The 16,088-nt window shown below is 47.3% G+C and carries 12 protein-coding genes; 7 read left to right on the top strand and 5 right to left on the bottom strand.

Going from position 1 to position 16,088, the window contains the following annotated elements:
- Window positions 1–140 precede the first annotated feature (140 nt).
- The 5 genes from G7035_RS06810 to G7035_RS06790 all read left to right on the top strand — a co-directional run bounded on the left by G7035_RS06810 (window position 141) and on the right by G7035_RS06790 (window position 7,670).
- Entirely contained in the window at window positions 141–1,730 is a 1,590-nt protein-coding gene (locus G7035_RS06810) for a S8 family serine peptidase (protein WP_019685876.1), read from the top strand.
- Window positions 1,731–1,912: 182 nt separating this feature from the next.
- On the top strand, window positions 1,913–3,427 hold the full coding sequence (gene arfA, locus G7035_RS06805; protein WP_019685877.1) for an arabinosylfuranosidase ArfA: 1,515 nt from the start codon (window positions 1,913–1,915) through the stop codon (window positions 3,425–3,427).
- Between the two features lie 424 nt (window positions 3,428–3,851).
- A complete protein-coding gene (locus G7035_RS06800; protein WP_019685878.1) occupies window positions 3,852–5,747 on the top strand; it encodes an HSP90 family protein in 1,896 nt (631 codons plus the stop codon).
- A 24-nt stretch (window positions 5,748–5,771) separates the two neighbouring features.
- The gene (locus G7035_RS06795) at window positions 5,772–6,833 is read left to right on the top strand and encodes a hypothetical protein (RefSeq protein ID WP_019685879.1); all 1,062 of its coding nucleotides are present in this window, start codon (window positions 5,772–5,774) and stop codon (window positions 6,831–6,833) included.
- 90 nt (window positions 6,834–6,923) lie between these two features.
- The gene (locus G7035_RS06790) at window positions 6,924–7,670 is read left to right on the top strand and encodes a glycerophosphodiester phosphodiesterase (protein ID WP_019685880.1); all 747 of its coding nucleotides are present in this window, start codon (window positions 6,924–6,926) and stop codon (window positions 7,668–7,670) included.
- Window positions 7,671–7,836: 166 nt separating this feature from the next.
- On the opposite strand, the gene G7035_RS06785 is transcribed toward G7035_RS06790, so the two are convergent.
- The 5 genes from G7035_RS06785 to G7035_RS06765 all read right to left on the bottom strand — a co-directional run bounded on the left by G7035_RS06785 (window position 7,837) and on the right by G7035_RS06765 (window position 13,561).
- Window positions 7,837–8,664: a class I SAM-dependent methyltransferase gene (locus G7035_RS06785; protein ID WP_016820232.1), complete on the bottom strand. Its 828-nt coding sequence runs from the start codon at window positions 8,662–8,664 to the stop codon at window positions 7,837–7,839.
- A 141-nt stretch (window positions 8,665–8,805) separates the two neighbouring features.
- Window positions 8,806–9,687 (bottom strand): UTP--glucose-1-phosphate uridylyltransferase GalU, encoded by an 882-nt coding sequence (gene galU / locus G7035_RS06780; RefSeq protein WP_017425700.1) that lies wholly within the window; start codon window positions 9,685–9,687, stop codon window positions 8,806–8,808.
- Between the two features lie 17 nt (window positions 9,688–9,704).
- Window positions 9,705–10,106, bottom strand: coding sequence for a GtrA family protein (locus G7035_RS06775; RefSeq protein ID WP_019685881.1), 402 nt, complete (start codon window positions 10,104–10,106; stop codon window positions 9,705–9,707).
- Window positions 10,107–10,109: 3 nt separating this feature from the next.
- Window positions 10,110–11,201, bottom strand: a complete 1,092-nt coding sequence (locus G7035_RS06770) for a glycosyltransferase family 2 protein (RefSeq protein WP_016820235.1) — start codon at window positions 11,199–11,201, stop codon at window positions 10,110–10,112.
- Window positions 11,202–11,218: 17 nt separating this feature from the next.
- Complete coding sequence (locus tag G7035_RS06765) at window positions 11,219–13,561, bottom strand: glycosyltransferase family 39 protein (RefSeq protein ID WP_019685882.1); 2,343 nt, start codon at window positions 13,559–13,561, stop codon at window positions 11,219–11,221.
- Window positions 13,562–13,850: 289 nt separating this feature from the next.
- On the opposite strand from G7035_RS06765, the gene G7035_RS06760 reads away from it, so the two are divergent.
- Together G7035_RS06760 and G7035_RS06755 are read left to right on the top strand one after the other, a co-directional pair.
- Window positions 13,851–14,537 (top strand): response regulator transcription factor, encoded by a 687-nt coding sequence (locus G7035_RS06760; RefSeq protein ID WP_016820237.1) that lies wholly within the window; start codon window positions 13,851–13,853, stop codon window positions 14,535–14,537.
- Window positions 14,534–16,030, top strand: a complete 1,497-nt coding sequence (locus G7035_RS06755) for a sensor histidine kinase (protein ID WP_019685883.1) — start codon at window positions 14,534–14,536, stop codon at window positions 16,028–16,030. Before G7035_RS06760 ends, G7035_RS06755 begins: the two co-directional genes overlap by 4 nt.
- The last annotated feature ends 58 nt before the right edge of the window (window positions 16,031–16,088 follow it).

Genomic DNA, 16,088 nt, shown 5'->3' with positions numbered 1-16,088 from the left:
TATTTTGCGTATAGTACACGAACTAGGAGGGTGCTTATAGACGAACGCTAACGTTCGTAGAGGCACCCTCCTCTTACTTAATGAAATGGAACAGAGCAGTGAGAACCATTTCGCGATCCGAAGGAGGAGGGGGAGAAACAATGAATGCCAAGATCCATGTAGCCATCATTGACGATGGGGTGAATGCTGACTTCCTGAACTCTCATTTATTATACGACGTCGAAATAGCGCATGGGGGCGCAGAAGATGGGCGTAGCTTAAATCACGGTACGCTGTGTGCTGCTATTGTACAAACGTATTTCCCGGATGCGATGATTAGCAGTGTGAAAATAATGAACGATAGAAAAGGAAATGCGGTGCAGCTTTGTGCCGCACTGGATTGGTGTGTAAAGCATGGGGTACAGGTAGCGAATATGAGCCTGGGAAGCATAAAGTATCGGGATCGAGAAATGCTGCGAGAAGCTGTAAATGATGCAGCTAGAGCAGGACTGATTATGGTATGTGCTGCACAAAACGGGGGGCTTCTTACTTATCCGGCTTCTTTTGCTAATGTGATTGGAGTACGCTGTGACCGAAGCGGCATACTTATGGTAGGGCAATATACATATGATGCTGAAAAAGCTTATTCAAGTGGTATTGAATTTACCGCTTTTGCCAGACATGAACTGGTAGATTCAACGGGAGGGATTGTGCGCTGCTCCAATTGCAATAGCTATGCCACTCCATTCGTTACGGCCCAGGTGTGTAAAGCTTTGCAGCAGTCCAAGCATGTTCCTTCTATAGAGAAGCTAAAATATATACTGTATGAGAATAGCTACCGTCCGATACAGGATACGGATTTACCTGTAATCCAATACAAACATCCAGATTGGATACGACGTGCACATGTGTTTAAGGGGGAGGGCGTAGTTGGCTCGGTAGCACCTTATTATTTTCAGACCCCATATGAAGCCCAAATTCCTCGCACAAAAGTAGCTGCATTCATCGAACAAGCGATCCTCCGGGAGCAGGAGCAGCAGCCGGATTCAGCCTTTAGGACGGGAAAATGGAGTGGGGATCTGACAGATACGATTGTCTTGCTGGGCACAATGGAACCAGAAGAGTTGCAGGAAGTGGAGCAATTGGCTGTGCATTATAGAAAACATGTCGTTTATATCTCTACAAGTCAACGCCACACTCCTGCCCCGCCCTTTTTATCTGACCATTTGCGCTGGTGGCAGCAAGAGGATCATTTCTTTATAAAGCAGGAGGAGACGATTGCGATAGAAGCTTCTCACATTCCGCTTATTTGCATGTATTATAGCAAGGAGTTTGATATCCTATATTTTTTGCATGTGCTGAGAGATTTCTTTGCCCGAGATGGATATCAAAGCTGGATCGTGGTAGACCAGCCTACCGCTATGCTGCATGATATGGAGTATTTGCCTCTTAAAGCTGCAATCCATGGATTACAGGCATTAATAATCGCTGCCGGGGCAATGGCTTATAGTGCGTATACGGATATTGCCATTTTCTGCGTAGAGGCTCAGCATATTTCAAATTGGAGCAAAGAGCAAGATGTATCAGTGGTTGATATTGAGCTTTCTGTGATATCTGTAGCAGAGGCTGACAGCATTCAAATCTCTATACAGACAGAGCAGCGATATTCGCAAGAATGGGTTTTTCCGGAGTTAAACGAGGGAGATATAGGTCGTTTTTATACAAGTTTAGAGCAGCTACTGGTAAACTGATATATAAAATACGTAACCAAATACTTATCGTTTAATATTATTTTATTAATATATATATTAAGTATTTAATAATAATATTGACTATGTTAATTATGGTGTGTTATATTGAAAGCGTTAATAAAATGGCTTGTTAGCTTTAGGTACAACAAATTTTATTTTCGCATTCAGAGAGGATGGTTTAGGTGGCAGCAGCTGTAAAAGCAAAGATGATCGTAGACAAGTCTTTTCGTATTGCTGAAGTCGATAAACGCATTTATGGTTCTTTTGTAGAGCACCTCGGGCGTGCTGTATATGGTGGTATTTATGAGCCTACTCATTCAACTAGTGATGAAAGCGGTTTCCGTAATGATGTTAAAGAACTGGTAAAAGAACTAGATGTTCCTATTATACGCTATCCGGGCGGTAATTTTGTATCCGGTTACAATTGGGAGGACGGCGTTGGCCCTGTCGCATCCAGACCTAGACAGTTAGAGCTGGCGTGGAGAACGGTCGAACCGAATGAAGTAGGGACGAATGAATTTTTTAAATGGGCCCAGGATGTTGGCTCCGAAGTAATGATGGCGGTAAATCTGGGTACGCGTGGTATTGATGCGGCGCGTAATCTGGTGGAATATTGCAACCATCCAGGGGGCTCCTATTGGAGTGATTTACGTCGTAGTCACGGTGTAGAGCAGCCACATAAGATTAAGACCTGGTGTCTTGGCAATGAAATGGACGGTCCATGGCAGATTGGTCACAAGACAGCAGAGGAATATGGTCGTCTGGCTGTAGAATCTGCAAAAGCTATGAGGCTGATTGACCCTGACATTGAACTTGTATCCTGTGGGAGTTCCAGTTCCACGATGCCGACGTTCCCGGAATGGGAGGCAACCACACTGGATCATACGTATGAGGTAGCTGACTATATTTCCCTGCACCAATACTACGGCAACCATGACAATGATACGGCTAATTATCTGGCACGTTCTATGGACATGGATCATTTTATTCGTACAGTAATTTCGACTTGTGATTATATCAAAGCGAAGAAACGCAGCAAGAAAAAAGTGATGCTCAGCTTTGACGAATGGAATGTGTGGTACCACTCCAATGATGCGGACAAAAAAATTGATCCATGGTCTGTGGCACCACCGCAGCTTGAGGATATTTACAATTTTGAAGATGCATTGTTGGTCGGCAGCATGTTGATTACGTTCCTGCGTCACGCAGACCGTGTAAAAATGGCTTGTATGGCTCAACTGGTCAACGTTATTGCACCAATCATGACTGAAAATAACGGAAAAGCGTGGAAGCAAACGATCTTCTATCCGTATCTGCATGCCTCCCGTTATGGTCGTGGGATATCACTGATGCCTGTAGTGGACTCCGAAAAATACGACTCCAAAGACTTTACAGATATTCCTTACCTGGATAGCGCAGTAGTTTATGATGAAGAGGGAGATGCGCTGACGGTCTTTGCAGTGAACCGTCACTTGTCTGAATCGCTGGAGCTGACGGTAGATGTACGCAGTTTTGAGGGTTACCGCATTGTCGAGCATACTGTGCTGGAACATGATGATCTCAAAGCGACCAACAGCCCAGCTGGTGAAAAGGTTACACCTCATAACGGTGGCAATGCCAAGCTTGAAGACGGAATTGTAAAAGCCCATTTGGGTAAAGCCTCGTGGAACGTGATCCGTCTTGCAAAGTCTCATTAATTCTCATTAATTCTCTTTCTAAAAGGAACGCACTAGGCTATGCCTAATAAGTCCGCATTCTCTCTTGTAAGGCTACTACAAGAGCAGGAATGCGGGCTTTTTGTATAAAATGAGTCATTTGTCCCTCCATTGATCTAGTGCTCGAAAGGAAGAGATAAATTTAATAAATATTATGTTTATTCCTAAATTTAACTAGGCAAAGATGATCCTTATTCACTAAGTATTCGTGCTTCATTCATTTTTGTGAAGTTAATTAGACCCAGGTCCGACATTCCCGGGTGAAAAAAGACCCTGTTATACCGTTGTCAATGAATTGATATCTGAAACGAGGGTGTGTAATCCGACTTGAATCCACGTTATACTTTAAAAAGTGGCTATTTATTAAAAAAGATGGCTGTAGCATTTCGAGAAAGGAATGATCTCTATGAGTCAAACGGACGAATATCGTTTTCAAGTGAATTTGGGCGGCATGATTGATATTTTGGCCAATCATTTATATAGCAGTCCACGAGTGTTTATACGTGAAATACTGCAAAATGCAACAGATGCGATCACAGCTCGCAAGGAGCTGGGGAAGGCTGCTGCTGAAAGTAAACCAATGAAAGAAGACAATACTCTTGGAGATACAGCTTTTGAGAGTAACGACTATGAAGGCAAAGTCATCGTGGAGCTATCCGGTGCCGGGGACCAGCAGGTATTGATGATTCAGGATAATGGGATTGGATTGTCGGAAGAAGACATTCACCGGTTTCTGTCGATCATCGGGCAGTCTTCCAAGAAGGGAGCTGACTTGCTGACCTCGGAGACTTCATTTATCGGGCGTTTTGGGATTGGTTTACTGTCTTGTTTTATGGTGAGTGATGAGATTGTAGTACTGACCCGTTCGGTGAAGGAAGGCGTCTCTATGGAATGGAAAGGGAAGCCGGATGGGACATATACAATTCGTCGATTAGAGACTGAGCTGCCTACAGGGACGCAAATTTATTTGCGCTGCAAGCCAGGGAGCGAGTTTTATTATGAGCCAGCTCAGGTGAAAGATTCTTTATTTTATTATGGAGCCTTGCTTCCCTATCCTGTCCTGCTGTCTGTAGACGGGGAGACCAAGCAGGTCAATCTTCCATCGACAAGCTGGATGCAAGACCCGGAACAATTACGAAGCCGCCGCGGTGAGGTGCTGGATTTAGGCTATCGTCTGATGGGTGAGCGCTTCAGTGATTTTATACCGCTACGGACAGCATCGGGTAGAACAGGCGGGATTGCATTCATTTTGCCTCGCAGTGTTAATCTGAACAGCAAGCGGCAGCATCGGGTGTACCTGAAGCATATGCTCGTGTCTGACAAAGCGGAAAATGTATTGCCAGAATGGGCATTTTTCATTAAAAGCCTGATTTGGACAGATGAATTGCAACCAACGGCATCACGTGAATATTTTTATGAAAATGAGCAGCTTGATGCGGTTCGTTCTGAATTGGGGACCTGTATTCGCGAAGAACTGCTACGCATGGCGGAATATGAGCCAGACCGCTTGCAGCACTGGATTCGTTTGCATGAGCTGTCCATGAAGGCGCTCGCGGTTGAGGATGATGAGTTTCTGCGGATTATGCATCGCTGGTTTTCCTTCGAAAGTACATTTGGGCGGCGCGAGCTGAGTGAACTGATCCGAGAGGCGGGCGGACGTCCGCTCCATTACACGGCGACCGTGGATGAGTATCGCCAGATTACGCATGTGGCGGCAGCGCAATCGATGCTGGTGATCAATGGCGGATATATCTATGATGCAGAAATTTTGGATAAGCTGCACTGGATCGACGCTACCCTGCAAACAGAGCGACTCAGCCCTGAGGATGTATCTTTATCATTTACCGGACTGACGCAGGAAGAGCACACAAAGTATTACGGTGTGCTGCGTGTGATGGATGCTGCATTGCAGCCAATGCGTTGCCGTGCTGAGTTGAAGCGTTTTGAGCCTGCGAGCTTGCCTGTGCTTTACACCATTTCACAGGATGCACTAACCTTGCGCTCCATGGAACACACAGTTGAAGAGACAACTTCACTTTTTTCCAATGTGCTAGATAGTCTAAAAGCGGGAGTCCAGCAGAACGCGGGCTACTCGACCTTGTATTTTAATTTCAACAACCCGGTAGTGGCGCGAATTTTTGAAGCTACTGATACACAGATGATTACAGCTGCCACAGAAATGATGTATGTGAATGCACTTATGATGGGTCACTATCCGATGAACCGCAGTGAGCTGGAGCTGATGAACCGGAGTGTGCTGCATTTTATCAATTGGGGATTAGGGAACGGACAGAATACGTAATTGCGTAATTAGAGGAGGATTCAAATGGAAGAGACGATATATGAATTGATGGAGCAGGCGCAGGATATGCCCGGAGGGGCGGCGAAGCTGGCGATTCTGGAAGAGGCTGTTCGCTTGGCGGATACTTCAGGTTTGAAGGAGCTCGCTTATGAAATTCGGGGAGAGATTGTAGACTGTGCTATTTTTAACGGATATCCATTGAAATCACTGATTGCTTTTTCATGGCAGCTGGGTCAATTTGACCAAAATCCAGAGGAGTACGACCCCGTTGAGCTGTTGTGGAACTACAAATGGATACTCGGGAAGGTGTGCAGCTTTTCCAATATATCGAAGACTCAAATCGAAGATTTGGTGGAGGATATGCGCAGACGTTATGCCGAATACGGGTATAATGAGCGTCCATATTACTATTATAAGTTCCGCATCGCGATGGACATGGGGGAACTGGATGAAGCACGGCGGTATCTGGATATGTTCCGCGTGATTGAGCCAGACAGTATGAGCGATTGTGAAGCCTGTGAGCAGAGCCAGATGGTGCGGTTCTATTACTTGACCGGAGAAGACGAGCAGGCGCTTGCCGTGGCAAAACCGATTTTATCGGGACGGATGAGATGTGCAGAAGTACCGCATGTGACGCTCTCGCAGGTGCTATTGCCGCTGTATCGTCAAGGCGAGGTTGATCAGGCGAAGGAGCAGTATCGCAAAGGCTATCGCCTGGTTCGTGATGACCGAGACTTCCTGAAAACGATCGCAGAGCATATTGAGTATTTGACAGTTGCAAATCCGATTGAAGGCATCGGAGTGGTGGAACGTCATTTGCACATCGCACTGGACTATGAGAGCGGATTGGAGCAAATGTATTTTTACGCAGCGATGGTGGGGTTGCTGCAAAAGCTGGATACTTCGAGCAAACTTCGTTTGATTCGGATGCCTGCGTCTTTTGAATGGGGCAAACAGGAACGTACATTAGAAGAGATCATCGCATATTTTAAACCTCTGGCAGAGTCAGCAGCAGCCGAATTTGATCGACGGAATGGGAATACATTTTATACGGATTGGATCGGGAGGATCGTTCAACCAGTGTAGAAGAACAGGCAGCTGTGGCGAATATTTTATACAGCCAAAACAATGAACGATTACAATGTTCTTGTTTGAAATGACAGGAGGGATTAGATCGTGACTATGACCCAGAAGGTGATTAATTTTGCACATCGCGGAGCTTCAGGGGTATGTCCTGAAAATACGATGGTGGCTTTCCGCCATGCGTTAGAACTGGGAGCAACGGGTATTGAAACGGATGTGCAGCGTACCCAAGATGGGCATTTGGTGCTAATTCACGATGAGTCGCTGGAGCGCACGACAGGCTGTCCACTAGATGTAAGAGATATCACGCTGGAAGAATTAAATAAACTGGACGCAGGCAGTTGGTTTGATGAGAAATTCCGAGGTGAGCGGGTACCGATGCTGGATGAGTTATTGGAACTGGCCCAGTCCTCGGATACCATTATTAATCTGGAATTGAAAAATAGTGTTCATCTCTATCCAGGGATGGAGGAAGAGGTTATTGCCGCTGTGAAGCGTTTTGGATTGGAAGAGCGGGTGATCTTATCCAGCTTCAATCACGAATCGCTCGCGCTCTGTGTGCAGATTGCCCCTGAGATCAAGACGGGAGCGCTGTATATTGAAATTATGGTTCGCCCAGCGGAGTATGCAACCCAGTTTGGGGTTACAGCACTTCATGCCTATAAGCAAGTGGTTACACCAGAAGCTGTGTCTGAGGCTTTGGCATTAGGTGTCGTCTACCACCCATGGACGGTGAATGAGCCGGAAGAAATGGAGCGTCTGCTGGAGGCCGGAGTGAACGGCATCATCACAGACTATCCTGATCGGTTGGCGCACATTCTAGCTGTCCACTCTTCTTAAGAGAAGACGCAGCAAAACTACACTACTACTAGAGATTGTACGGAAATTGTAGTAGAAATGTATTGAAAGAAAAAAGACTCACCTACGTACTCGCTTTCACGAGACAAGGAGAGTCTTTTTTTGCTTGAGCCGAAGAGAATATGATCACGACAATTTTGGTTCCGTTCTATTTGATGCCGAGTCTCATACGATAGCTGAACAGGATATCCAGTGTTCTGCCTTCAAAATGATTCTCTACCAGCTTCACGAAGCGAGCTATATCGTCGTCAAGCGTTCGATTGCCAAGTTTGAAAAGACTCTGAATCCCCCCTTGGCTAAGAGCGAGCCCAGTATAACGAGCAGCGTCACATTGCTCACGATTGTGGAAGACAATCTCCCGAGTATAGCGAAATTGTCCGCTGCGGTGCAGATTAGCTAGATGCTGATCCTTACTCCATTTATGAGCTCGTTGCTCTACTGGCGCTTCCTGTTCCAAAGTGGCATCTGCTTTGGTGATAAGCTCTGTATAAGCTTGCTCGATCTGCCATTGCAGCACTGGAGGCCAGTCACAGTCAAAGGCTGCAAACACACCGCCTTGAGCCAAGACCCTGCCTGCTTCCTGAAGCGTGCTCTCGGGGTCCATCCAGTGAAAGGATTGAGAGCAGGTAATGACGTCTACAGTGCTGTCCTCAAAGGGCAGGTTGTTGGAGAACCCGCTCTCGAAGGAAATAGCTCCTGCCATTGTCGTTCCTGCTCTCTCCAGCTTGCGCTGCGCTATTCCTCTCATGTCCGGGTTAGGCTCGATGCCGACGATTCGCTGAGCGCTGTCTTTCCATATGAAAGTTGAAAGTCCGGTACCGCAGCCAATATCGGCAACTAGCTCTACGTTCCGATCCAGATAGCGGCTGATGATTTCCACCACGAGTGATGGCGCTTCTGGACGGTGCTGATCGTAGTTGTCGGCAAAGCCATTGAAACGATCCACATTACTTTGCAGATTTCCCTCAGGAATCATAGGGTCTTTTCCTCCTTAGCTTCGGCCGGGCGACCGAACAAATTCCGATGTTCTGTACTCTTACATTGTACAAGTTTATGTGCTTAACCAGCTACTTTTGTGTTTTCACAACATCATCGGATTTCGGTGGAGGAAAGTCTCCTATTTTATCATTGAAGCAAGCGCCCACTCACGCATCATAGAGTCAAGCATTGGACGTAAATCTTCGCGCTGCATGCCCATGTGGAGCACCGCTTCCAGATAGCCGGCTTTATCACCAATATCATAGCGTGTGCCCTCCAGCTCCAATGCGAGCAGTTGGTTCTGCAATGCTACTTGATGCAGAGCATCTGTCAATTGGTATTCACCGCCCGCTCCAGTCGACATGTTCTCTAATATGGAGAAAATAGAAGGCTCCAATACATAGCGACCAATGACGGCCTGTCGCGAAGGAGCATCTGCTGGAGCGGGTTTTTCAACAAGCCCGCCGACTTCATGAATAAGACCATTCTGGCGGATAGAGTCAATAATGCCGTATTTACTTACATCCTGTTCTTCCACTGTACGCACGCCGACCACTTGCTTGCCAGTGGCTTCGTATACATCCATCATTTGACGAATCGCCGGAGTGGAGGAATTCATAATATCATCGCCCAGTAACACGGCGAAGGGCTCATCGCCAATGAACTGACGGGCGCAGCGTACCGCGTGCCCCAACCCTAGGGGTTCTTTTTGACGGATATAATGAATGACTGCTTTGCCCCCGATGCTTTGTACTTCACGCAGGAGATCATATTTACCCTTGCTCTCCAGTACTTGCTCCAGCTCTACGGACTTGTCAAAATGGTCTTCGATGGCTTTTTTATTACGCCCCGTAACGATAATGATGCTCTCAATTCCGGATTTGATGGCTTCTTCTACGATATATTGAATCGCTGGTTTGTCTACGATGGGAAGCATTTCTTTTGGCAAAGCTTTCGTAGCTGGCAAGAAACGGGTACCTAAACCGGCGGCAGGAATAACGGCTTTTGTAATTTTTCTCATAGGGACTCACTTTCCTTTCAGGATGGGGAACCGAACACCCAGTATCGGCTCCCGATATAATTGATGATCATTCCGGCTGCAGTGGCGATCAGCTTGCCTAAAGCAAGCGGCAGCTCGGTTTTAGTGTGAAGCACTTGGAGTAATAAGGAGGTTATCCCCAATACGATGAGGTTGATGACGATAAATCTGAGTAACTGACCTTTGCTTGTGTTGTTTGCTTGTTGTTTGCTGAATGTCCATTTGCTGTTCAAAATATAACTGTTGGCTGTGCCGCAGCTGTACGAAATGATCTGCGCCACCACGACCGGCACTCCAGTCCAAGCCAGCAGCATGAAAATGATATAATCTACACCCGTATTCACCAGACCTACGATGCCAAATCGGATCATAGGAAGCAGCTGGGCCATGTGACTTTTCATGGGTTAGGCTCCATGGCCGGATTTGGGTTCAGTATATACCGCGCTGTTGCCGCGTACTGTACGTGCACCCGAAATCAGACTGTCACGGGCTCCTTGCATGTACAGGGAGTCGCGTTGTTCAGGAACCTTCATAGCATGCGTCGGACCGTTATCGTATTGTCCACCCAGACGCTCACGGACAATGTAGAGTGGACGCGCTTTGGTTTCGTCATAAATCCGTCCAATATATTCACCCATAATACCGAGGATAATCAGAATCACCCCGTCGAAGATCAGGCTGATGCTAATCATGGATGACCAGCCTTTCATCACATAGGAATCGGTGAAAAGGTTAAGAAACAATACATACATCAGATACAGGAAGCCGGACATGGATAGAAGTGCGCCGATATACCCTGCCAGCTTGAGCGGCTTAATCGAAAAGGATGTGATCCCGTCGAGACTGAGCTTGATCATGCGTTTTAGCGGATACTTGGTTTCGCCTGCGAGCCGCTCATCGCGCTCATATTCAACAGCGGTTTGTTTAAAACCGATCCAACTGACCAGGCCGCGTACGAATCGGTTATTTTCCGGCAGTCGTTTCAATTCATCTATGACCTTGCGATCCATTAGGCGGAAGTCCCCGGTGTCAACCGGGATATTAATATCCGTTGATGCTTTAAGAACGCGGTAGAAGAGGCTGGCAGACCATTTCTTGAAGCGAGTTTCGCCATTGCGTTTGAGCCGTTTGGCGTAGACGACTTCATAGCCTTCCTTCCACTTGTTAGCCATCTCAACGATCAGTTCCGGCGGGTCCTGGAGGTCGGCGTCAATGACGACGACCGCCTCTCCCACCGCATAATCCATCCCGGCGGTAATAGCTAGCTGATGACCAAAGTTGCGAGAGAAATCAATCAATACAATCGTATCATCTCTGAGACTGAATTCCTTAATAAGCTGGACGCTGCGGTCCGAACTTCCATCATTGACGAAGATTAGCTCGTAGGGCTCTCCCATTGAGCCCATGACTTGTTTCAGCCTCCGATAGGTTTCCGTAATAACGGCTTCCTCGTTGTACATTGGAATAACTATGGAATAACGGATGGGTTCACTCATTCGTAGTTCCTCCTCATTTATAATGTGATTTCGTATAAAGTACCGCTTCCGCCACGCTCGTCTCCGCCAGGTCCACCTTGGCCATTCTGAGCGCTCGCATTGCTGTTTGTGGTGTCGTTTCCGCTGTCGGTTGCTTTCGCTGCTGTACTTGTTTCCCCTGTTGTTGTTTTCCATTCATCTGTAGGGATTACTTTGCCGTGTTCCTTGATCCATGCAGTGACTTCGGAGTTGCCGCCATCCGGTCCACCGCCGCCACCAGAAATCATAAAGTATTTCACTTGCCCACTTTCAACCAGCGCCTTGATTTTATCGACGGTATAGACCGGATCGGAAGACACAAAACCGTTCATAATAATTACCTTTTGTCCGGCTTCGATCAGGTAAGGAGCGGCTGTTGAATAATTACTTGCTGCGAAAAGATAGGTTTCCCCTGTGTTGTTTTTTTGCAAGTAGCTCAACGTTTTTTGATCTAAACTTTGACTGCCATTCGGTCCTCCCATTCCTCTGGAGCGGGTAGAAGATCTCTGTTCCGTGGTAGTACTTGTTTGTGTGTTTGAAGTATTTCCGTCAGAGCTGGGATTGTCTGCATTATTGGTCTGGTTATTCGCTTGAATTCCTTCAGCTTGTTGTCCATTGAAGCCTGAACCTCTGTTGCCATCATTGCGGCCTGGCATTCCACCACCGCCGCCAAATTGAGTCGGTCCAGCTTGTGGAATCATGCTGTTCCCCCCGTAGACGATTGGTGTCAATGCCCAGTACACAGGACCGATAAACATAGCGAGTACACTTGCAATAATGGCATATCTTGTGAACTTCTCGGATTTCATTCGTGCTACTACCAGAAGTGCTGTGCCGATGATCCCTACGATCAATACCGCGATGGACCAGCCGCTACCGATGGTGTCGTTGTAATTTTGCAGAATGAACCAGCTAAATACCGATGTTGCCAATACTGCCACGGGTAATAGCCAGGAGAGCCAGTTGGAACGCTCACGATACTGCTGCCACAATTCTACGAACCCTGCTCCAAAGAGCGCTGCAATCGGTGGTGCAAGCATAATCAGGTAATAATGATGGAAGAAACCTGCTACGCTGAAAAATGCAGCTACGGGAATCAACCAGGCGAGCCAGAAGATAACCTCTTTATATTTCTGTGTGATATTACGGCGTCGAATACCGGCAAGCAAGCCGATAGAAGCAATGATTACGAACGGAAGTAGCCAGCTGGCTTGGCCTGATAGGGAAGATTGGAACAACCGCAAAGGCCCCTTTTCACCAGTACCGAACATGCCGCCACCGGAATTTCCACCCGGGCCACCACCAGGACCACCCTGTCCGTCTCCACCAGGAGCGCCTTGTCCGTTCCCACCGAATCCGCCCGGTGGCATTTGACCACCTGCACCAGGTCCGCCTGCTGTCATGTTGTTGGCACCAGAATCATCTGTAGTGGTAGTGCTGTCGGATGATGGAGTTGTCTGGATCTGATCCGTGTTCGTATTGTTGCTATTGGTTGCAGCGTTGTTGTTCTGCTCTGAGCGTTGACCACCACGATTTCCACCTGTTCCCTGATCTCCTGTCAGGCGGGACAGGCCGTTATAACCGAAGGCCAAATTCAGTACAGAGTTGGTGCCGCTACTCCCCATATAAGGACGTTCATCGGCTGGAGTGGAGTCCACTATGACTGCCCAAGAGAGCGATACAATCAAGAGGACTACTGCCGAGCCTGCCAACGTAATTGCTTTACGTTTCCAGTTAAACTTGGAAGCCAGCAGATAGAACAGGCCCAACGCCGGAACGATCATATAGGCTTGCAACATTTTTTCGTTAAAGGCGATGCCGACGACTGCAAAAGCAGCCAGGATCAACCCGGTTTTGCTATTTTTAAGGCCTCTGAACAACAGCCAGGTTGCGAGCAATAATGTGAAGACCAACATAGCGTCAATGTTATTCGTGCGGCTAACCGCTACGGCTATCGGTGTTGTTGCCATGGCGAAGGCAGCCAAGCGTGCGGCCAGTGTACCAAAGCTCGGTTTAACGAGTAAGTAAACGAGCAAGACCGATCCGACCTGAGCCAGCGCCTGCGGCAAGATTACGCTCCATCCGTGAAGCCCGAATATATAGGTGCTCAACGTCTGAATCCAGAACACCACTGGCGGTTTGTCTACCGTTACCGATCCTGCAGAATCAAGTGAGGCGAAAAAGAAATTATGAAAGCTCTGCAGCATGCTTGCTACTGCCGTCGTGTAGTAGGTGTTTACGTATTTGTCTTGCCAGATGTTGTATCCGTTCAAAAATGCGGATATCAGCATAATGATGATCAGGGGGATGTCCGCCCTGGTCTTGAACCATTTCTTAATCATGTTCATTCCACTCCCTGTGAAAATTCTTTGTTTTTATTCCGTTGTTCTAGCCGCTATCTTCAGGACTGCGGAATGACCAGTCGCTTCCGATCTTGGCCCGGTGAACTACCGGCTTGCTATTATCATGCCATACGTACCTTAATGAGTTCTGAGCGCTCCCTGAACGTTAGCTGAAAGCTGAGATGAGGTGCTTTTTTTACGGCAGGATTCAGGTATATTAGATACAGGTAAGAAATGAACCGACTTTTAATGTGAGAAAAATGCGCCAATATGAAAGGGAAGATTAATGATGAATCCAATACACGGAGTTAAGATTATGCTGGCGGACGATGAGCCTCATATTTTGCAATTTTTAGAGCTTGGACTGATTAATGAAGGGTATGAAGTCAGAACCGCCGAGAACGGGAGTGCAGCGCTCGATCTGGCTAGAGAGTTTCGTCCGCATGTAGCGGTGCTGGATGTTATGATGCCTGAAATGAACGGTTTTGAGGTATGCCAAAGTCTTAAGGAGACAGAGGATAACATCGCAGTTATTATGCTGACAGCCAAGGATGATGTGGACGATCGGGTAAAAGGGCTCAAGCTCGGCGCGGATGATTATATCGTAAAGCCCTTCAGTTTTAATGAACTGCTGGCTCGCATCGAAGCGCGTTTGCGAAATCAGTTCCCAGACCTGTTGGGGGAAGTGGTTCACGGACCCTTTCAAGTGGATGACCGACGGAAGGAGATTCGCTATCAGAACCAGGTGCTGGAGTTATCGCCTACCGAATACGAACTATTGAAGTTTCTGGTGTTGAACCACGGAATTGTGCTGAGTAAAAGTCGTATTTTGGACCGAGTCTGGGGGTATGATTTTGGGGGCGAGGATAATATTGTGGAAGTGTATATTCGCTCCTTGCGTGAAAAACTCAAAGATAAGGAGCATCGGGTCATTCGGACGCTGCGTGGTGTTGGGTACCGAGTGGATTTGTTATGAAGGCGGGAGGGAAAAGTCGGAGAAAATATGCGCTTCGTTCTCTCCGGTCCCAGCTTTTGGCCAGAACCTTACTCATTTTGGCTTTATTGCTCGTATTGATCGGTTTTCTCCAATACTTTTTAATGAAAGATTTTTTGTATCGCAGTCGGGCGGAAGCTATGGATACACAGCTGAATTCAATACCTGCCGACTTATTGATTAAGGATTCGCAGGAAAAGAGCGGGGCTGGGGTCACTGTTCCTCAAGATGAGACCAATCGGAGAAGTAATCGACCGGGACCATTTCTGTTTTGGCCGGATATGTCGCTTGCTTCTATAGGTATAGACGGCACCTTCCAGAGCTTGTCCAATGAAAATGGACTTAAACCGCCGCGCCTCACCACTCAGCAGTATCGAGCAATGCAGCAGAGCAAGCGCATGCGTCACGGCTATCAATTAATTACGGATGCTCAGGGAAAAGAACAGCTGGTTGTGTTTCGCCCACTCGGACCACCAGACCGTTCGTCAGGGTTACTTCAAATGGGCGTATCCACGAATTCTATGCAGGCGCAGTTGATCAATCAACTCCGCACCTTTATTTTATTGTCCCTGATTGCACTTGCGATTGGTTTAGCACTTATGCTTCCTGTGCTTCGCCGCACATTGGTTCCTCTTTCCAGAATGGTCGAGGCAGTCAAACGTATTGATGCGGGCAATTTGGACGAGCGCTTTGACGCAGAGCAGGGTCAGTATGAGGTAGATCGCTTGGCAGTTTCATTTAATGGAATGCTGGAGCGGTTGGAGCATTCTTTTGCTGCCGAGCGGGAATTGCAGATGCAAATGCGACGATTTATTGCGGATGCCTCCCATGAACTGCGTACCCCGCTCACATCCATTCACGGTTTCTTGGAAGTGCTGCTTCGTGGAGCAGCCTCCAATCCAAAGCAGCTCCAATCAGCACTAGAGAGTATGTATGGTGAATCCAAGCGGATGAATAAGCTTGTCTCTGATTTGCTATTGTTGGCTAAGCTGGATCGAACACCGGAGTTGAAGCTGGAAGACATATCACTAGATGCATTGCTGCTGGAAATGAAACCGCAGCTCCTTATGCTGGCAGGCACACGTAAGGTAGTTTTTGATATGACAGCAGGTGTACGGGTATTGGCAGAAGGCGATAAGATCAAACAAGTCGTGCTTAACCTGTTTCACAATGCTGTTCAACATACCGATATGGAGAAGGGCGTGATCCATGTCAACCTATCGGCTGGTAAGAAACTGGCAGATATTCAAATTCGTGATAATGGACCCGGCATGGAGAAGGAACAGCTGGAGCGGATATTTGAGCGATTTTATCGTGGAGATGAATCGCGTACACGCAGCTCAGGCGGAGCGGGCCTTGGTCTGGCTATTACACAATCGATCGTGGAAGCTCACGGTGGGAGCATTACAGCTGAAAGCACACTTGGAACGGGGAGTATATTTAAAGTAACGTTGCCTTTAGCAGGAACAGTATAGTATCGCAGATTATGGTCTAACATAAGAATAGCCCCCCAAACCGCGACTTTGGTTAAAT

Origin of the sequence: Paenibacillus polymyxa, assembly GCF_015710975.1 — a bacterium.
Classification (GTDB): Bacteria; Bacillota; Bacilli; order Paenibacillales; family Paenibacillaceae; genus Paenibacillus; species Paenibacillus polymyxa.
The sequence above is the reverse complement of the archived record's forward strand: the minus strand, read 5'-3'. Positions and strand labels throughout refer to the sequence as shown.

Excerpts from the sequence above, each read along its gene's own strand:
- G7035_RS06760 (WP_016820237.1), top strand. The coding sequence starts at position 13,851 with ATGAATCCAATACACGGAGTTAAGATTATGCTGGCGGACGATGAGCCT.
- G7035_RS06800 (WP_019685878.1), top strand. The coding sequence starts at position 3,852 with ATGAGTCAAACGGACGAATATCGTTTTCAAGTGAATTTGGGCGGCATG.
- G7035_RS06810 (WP_019685876.1), top strand. The coding sequence starts at position 141 with ATGAATGCCAAGATCCATGTAGCCATCATTGACGATGGGGTGAATGCT.
- G7035_RS06775 (WP_019685881.1), bottom strand. The coding sequence starts at position 10,106 with ATGAAAAGTCACATGGCCCAGCTGCTTCCTATGATCCGATTTGGCATC.
- G7035_RS06765 (WP_019685882.1), bottom strand. The coding sequence starts at position 13,561 with ATGATTAAGAAATGGTTCAAGACCAGGGCGGACATCCCCCTGATCATC.
- G7035_RS06795 (WP_019685879.1), top strand. The coding sequence starts at position 5,772 with ATGGAAGAGACGATATATGAATTGATGGAGCAGGCGCAGGATATGCCC.
- G7035_RS06785 (WP_016820232.1), bottom strand. The coding sequence starts at position 8,664 with ATGATTCCTGAGGGAAATCTGCAAAGTAATGTGGATCGTTTCAATGGC.
- G7035_RS06755 (WP_019685883.1), top strand. The coding sequence starts at position 14,534 with ATGAAGGCGGGAGGGAAAAGTCGGAGAAAATATGCGCTTCGTTCTCTC.
- G7035_RS06770 (WP_016820235.1), bottom strand. The coding sequence starts at position 11,201 with ATGAGTGAACCCATCCGTTATTCCATAGTTATTCCAATGTACAACGAG.
- galU (WP_017425700.1), bottom strand. The coding sequence starts at position 9,687 with ATGAGAAAAATTACAAAAGCCGTTATTCCTGCCGCCGGTTTAGGTACC.